At 72.9% G+C, this 5,023-nt stretch carries 4 protein-coding genes and 1 riboswitch; of the genes, 2 read left to right on the top strand and 2 right to left on the bottom strand.

The features are described from left to right. Positions 1-31: 31 nt before the first annotated feature. Positions 32-1,159 carry an N-acetylglucosamine-6-phosphate deacetylase gene (locus ACE3O1_RS14785; protein WP_374316343.1) on the bottom strand — a complete coding sequence of 376 codons (1,128 nt, stop codon included), beginning with the start codon at positions 1,157-1,159 and terminating at the stop codon, positions 32-34. Continuing rightward, positions 1,156-2,760 (bottom strand): beta-N-acetylhexosaminidase, encoded by a 1,605-nt coding sequence (locus tag ACE3O1_RS14780; RefSeq protein WP_374316341.1) that lies wholly within the window; start codon positions 2,758-2,760, stop codon positions 1,156-1,158. The genes ACE3O1_RS14785 and ACE3O1_RS14780 overlap by 4 nt, the downstream gene beginning before the upstream one ends. 82 nt (positions 2,761-2,842) lie before the next feature. After that, positions 2,843-2,927, top strand: a riboswitch (ZMP/ZTP riboswitch). A 53-nt stretch (positions 2,928-2,980) separates the two neighbouring features. Between ACE3O1_RS14780 and glyA the strand changes: the two genes are divergently transcribed. Both glyA and ACE3O1_RS14770 read left to right on the top strand, forming a co-directional pair. Next, positions 2,981-4,255, top strand: coding sequence for a serine hydroxymethyltransferase (gene glyA, locus ACE3O1_RS14775; RefSeq protein WP_374316339.1), 1,275 nt, complete (start codon positions 2,981-2,983; stop codon positions 4,253-4,255). Then, on the top strand, positions 4,255-5,023 hold a 769-nt coding region (locus ACE3O1_RS14770), incomplete at its 3' end, for a bifunctional methylenetetrahydrofolate dehydrogenase/methenyltetrahydrofolate cyclohydrolase (protein ID WP_374316337.1). The genes glyA and ACE3O1_RS14770, both read left to right, overlap by 1 nt.

Genomic DNA, 5,023 nt, shown 5'->3' with positions numbered 1-5,023 from the left:
ACGCCCCGGGTTGCGCGGCGAGCGGCCCAGATCAGTCCTCCGCGCCCGCGGTCCACACCCGTTGCACCCGCAGGGCGTCATCGAGCAGCACCGCGTCGGCGACGGCACCCACGTCGAGCCGTCCGAGATCGTCGCGTCCGATCGCGCGGGCGGGAACCCGCGTGAGCGCTGCCACCACGACCGGCAGGTCCACGCCCGCGGCCACGACCCGGCGCAGCGCCGCGTCCTGCGTGAGCGTGGATCCGGCGATCGCGCCGCCGTCCACGAGTCGCGCGACGCCGTCCTCGACCGAGACGGCGAGGCCGCCGAGGTCGTAGCCGCCGTCGGACGAGCCCGCTGCCGCCATCGCGTCGGTGACCAGCGCGACGCGGTCACCGGCGGCGGCGAACGCGGTGGCGACGACGTCGAGGTCGACGTGGACGCCGTCGGCGACGAGTTCGAGCGTCACGCGCGGGTCCCGCAGCGCCGCGATCACCGGCCCGGGAGCGCGATGGTGGATGCCGCGCATCGCGTTGAACGCGTGCGTGAGCACCGTCGCCCCCGCGTCGAACGCGCGGCGCGTGGTCTCGGCATCCGCATCGGTGTGCCCGACGGCGACGGCGACGCCGGCGGCGGAGAGCCGGGCGATCGCGTCGAGCGCGCCCGGCAGCTCGGGGGCCACGGTGAGCTGGCGGATCGTGCCGCGACCCGCCTCGAGCAGGCGGGAGACGGATGCCGCGTCCGGCGCGCGCAGCAGTGCTTCGGTGTGCGCGCCCCGGTGCCCGGGATCGAGGAACGGGCCCTCGAGGTGCGAGCCGAGGATCGTGTCGTCGTGCTCGGCGAGGTCGGCGACCATCGCCGCGCGGGCGGCGAGCTCGTCCAGCGAGGCGGTCACGAGGGAGATCACGGCCCGCGTCGTCCCGTGCGCGCGGTGCAGGGCGCGCGCCGACCGGATCGCTTCGGGGCCGTCGTCGTACGAGGCGCCTCCGCCGCCGTGGCCGTGGATGTCGACGAAGCCGGGGGTGAGGCATCCGCCCCCACCGTCCACGTCCTCGTCGGCGCCGGGTCGCGAGGGCCCCGCGCCGGCAGAGGTCACGCGCCCGCCCTCGAAGAGGACCCACGCGTCCTCGGTGACGCGCCCGGCGTCGACGAGGCGGACGGAGTGGACGAGGGTGCTCACCCGGTCGTCCACTCGATCTCGCCGGACGGGTGGAACCCGATGCCGAGGCTGGTCCACAGCGGGCCGAGGGCGCCGACGCGCTCGCGGAACGACTCCCACGTGCGCAGGTCGCTGCGCCCGGTCGCGGGAGACCACGCGGCCTCGGCCGCGGCGGCGATGCGGGGGAAGGCCATCGTGTCGAGGTCGGCGGCGGTGCGGATGGTCTCGCTCCACAGGGGCGCCTCGACGCCGAGGACGTCGGACTCGTCGATGCCGTCGACGATCGCGGAGGGCTCCCAGTCGTACGCCCGCTGCACGCTCGTCGGGCCGTTCGCCCAGGTGAGCCCGAGCTCCGGGCCGGTGGGGTACTTCATGTCGAGGTAGATCGCGTCGGCCGGCGACAGGATCAGCTGCCCGCCGTTGCGGACGAACCCGCGCGCCTTCTCGTCCATGCCCTCCGTCGGCTGCACGAACCCCCAGTACTGCCCGATCGTCGAGTCCGCGAGACCGGCCGCGGACCCCGCCTCGTGCCACGCGATCGGCGTCTTGCCGAGGTCGGCGATGATCTGGCTCGCGCGCGAGACGAACAGCGCGAAGTCCTCGTCGGGCGTGCCGAGGGCTTCGTCGCCGCCGAGGTGCAGGTACGGCCCGGGGGTCATGCCGGCGAGCTCGCCGAAGACGTCCGACACGAAGTCGTAGGTCGCCTCGTCGTGGATCTTCAGCGACGAGAACCCCACCGCCATGCCGTCGTACGGCGTCCCGTTCTCGGGCAGGTCCCCGCCGTACTCCCTCGCGGTGTCGCGGACGTGGTCGGAGATGACCGGCTCCTCGACGAGCTCGGGATAGGCGAGTCCCACCGCGTGCGTGTGGCCCGGCATGTCGATCTCGGGCACGACGATCATGTGCCGGGATGCCGCGTAGGCGACGATCTCGCGGTAGTCGTCCTTCGAGTAGAAGCCTCCCTCGTCGCCGCCGACGGCGGTGGCCGAGGCGCGCTCGGTCAGCGCGGGGCGCGAGTGGAGCTGGATGCGCCAGCCCTGATCGTCGCTGAGGTGGAGGTGCAGGGCGTTCAGCTTCAGGCCGGCCGCGCGGTCGATGTACCCCTTGACCGTCTCGACGGAGTGGAAGTGGCGCGCGACGTCGAGCATCACGCCGCGGTAGGCGAACCGGGGAGCGTCGTCGATCTCGGCAGCCGGCACGATCCAGGCGTCCCCGTCCGGCCGGATGAGCTGGCCGAGCGTCTGGACGCCGTAGAACAGCCCGGCGGCGTCCGCGCCGGTGACGACGACGGATGCCTCGTCCACCTGCAGCCGGTAGGACTCGGCCGCGCCGCCGCGCTCGATGCGGAGCGCGATCGCCGGGCCGTCGCCTCCGGCGGCGAGCGTCAGGCCGGTGCGCGCCCGGACCAGCGCGGATGCGGCGGCAGCGGCATCCGCATCGCCCGTGACGCGCGTCGAAGCGGTCAGGCGGAACGGCGCGGCCTCGGTCTGCACGAGCGAGGCGGGGGCGGGGACGACGGCGAGCGACACAGTGGCTCCATTCTGGGCGGCGGGCGCGCAGCCTGCCAGCACGGCGGCGGCGAGGACCGCGGCCGCGACGGCCCGTCCCCGGCGACGGTTCATGTAAAGCGTCCTAACAAATAGGCGTGGCGCCAGCCTAGCAGGGCGTCATCCGCTCGGACCAGGGGCGCAGCATCCGTTATGCTCGGGATGTCGCGACTGGCGTTGAGGTGGGCCACCACCGGGGAGCGACCGACTACGGCATTCGACCGCACGCCTGGGCCGATGTGTTTCCCGGCACCCCGTGCCGCGCACCCCGAAAGCCGCAGTCAAGGAGATCGCCATGACCGATCAGTACTTCAACGCCCCCCTCTCCGAGGTCGACCCCGAGATCGCCCAGGTGCTCGAGCGCGAGCTCGACCGCCAGCGCGGCTACCTCGAGATGATCGCCTCCGAGAACTTCGTGCCCGTCTCGGTGCTGCAGTCGCAGGGCTCGGTGCTCACGAACAAGTACGCCGAGGGCTACCCCGGCCGCCGCTACTACGGCGGCTGCGAGGAGGTCGACGTCGCTGAGGAGCTCGCCATCGCTCGCGCGAAGGAGCTGTTCGGCGCCGAGTTCGCCAACGTGCAGCCCCACTCCGGTGCGACCGCGAACGCCGCCGTGCTGCACGCGATCGCGCGCCCGGGCGACACGCTCCTCGGGCTCTCGCTCGACCAGGGCGGCCACCTGACCCACGGCATGAAGATCAACTTCTCGGGCCGCCTCTACGACATCGTCGCGTACGGCGTCGACCCCGAGACGTCGACGATCGACATGGACGAGGTGCGCCGCCTCGCCGTCGAGCACCAGCCGAAGGTCATCATCGCCGGCTGGTCGGCCTACCCGCGTCAGCTCGACTTCGCAGCCTTCCGCGCGATCGCCGACGAGGTCGGCGCGCTGCTCTGGGTCGACATGGCGCACTTCGCCGGCCTCGTCGCCGCCGGGCTGCACCCGAACCCCGTCCCGCACGCCCACGTCGTGTCGTCCACGGTGCACAAGACGATCGGCGGCCCGCGCTCGGGCTTCATCCTCACCAACGACGCCGACATCGCCAAGAAGATCAACTCGGCCGTCTTCCCGGGCCAGCAGGGCGGACCGCTCATGCACGTGATCGCCGCGAAGGCGACCGCGTTCAAGCTCGCCGCGACCCCCGAGTTCCGGGAGCGCCAGGAGCGCGTGCTGCGCGGCGCGCACCTCATCGCCGAGCGCCTGTCGCAGCAGGATGTCGCGGATGCCGGAATCACGGTCCGCTCGGGTGGCACCGACGTGCACCTCGTGCTCGTGGACCTGCGCAACGCCGAGATCGACGGCAAGCAGGCCGAGGACCTCCTCCACGAGATCCACATCACCGTCAACCGCAACGCGGTCCCGAACGACCCGCGTCCGCCGATGGTCACCTCGGGCCTGCGCATCGGCACGCCCGCGCTCGCGACGCGCGGCTTCGGCGACGCCGAGTTCACCGAGGTCGCCGACGTCATCGCGCTGGCGCTGCTCCCCGGCGCCGACGTCGAGGCGCTGCGTGCCCGCGTCGCCGCGCTGACCGCCGCCTTCCCCCTGTACCCCGGCCTGCAGCAGTAATGGTCGCCGTCCGTCTCGACGGCAAGGCCGCCGCGGCACAGATCAAGGCCGAACTCGCGGTGCGGGTCGCCGCGCTCGCCGAGCGCGGCATCACGCCCGGAATCGCGACGGTGCTCGTCGGTGCGGACCCCGCGTCGCAGCTGTACGTCGGCATGAAGCACCGCGAGTCCGAGTCCATCGGCATGAACTCGATCCAGCGCGAGCTGCCCGCCGACGCCACGCAGGCCGAGGTCGAGGCGCTGATCGACGAGCTCAACGCCGACCCGGCGTGCCACGGGTACATCGTGCAGCTGCCGCTGCCGAAGCACCTCGACACCGACGCGATCCTCGAGCGCATCGACCCCGCGAAGGACGCCGACGGCCTGCATCCGACGAACCTCGGCCGCCTCGTGCTCAACGTGAACACGCCGATCACGTCGCCGCTGCCGTGCACGCCGCGCGGCGTGATCGAGCTGCTCACACGCAACGGCTACGACCTCGGCGGAAAGGACGTGGTCGTGGTCGGGCGCGGCGTCACGATCGGCCGCTCGATCGGCCTGCTGCTCACGCGCCGGGAGTACAACGCGACGGTGACCCTGACGCACACCGGAACCCCCGACCTCGCGCACCACCTGCGCCAGGCCGACGTGATCGTCGCGGCCGCCGGGGTCAAGCACATCGTGCGGGCGGAGGACGTCAAGCCCGGCGCGGCGGTGCTCGACGTCGGCGTCACCCGCGAGGTCGACCCCGAGACCGGCAAGTCGAAGGTGCACGGGGATGTCGCGCCCG

It is taken from the genome of Microbacterium sp. (assembly GCF_041909575.1).
GTDB lineage: Bacteria > Actinomycetota > Actinomycetes > Actinomycetales > Microbacteriaceae > Microbacterium.
Note: the sequence above shows the minus strand (reverse complement) of the source record. Positions and strands in the feature narration are given on the sequence as shown.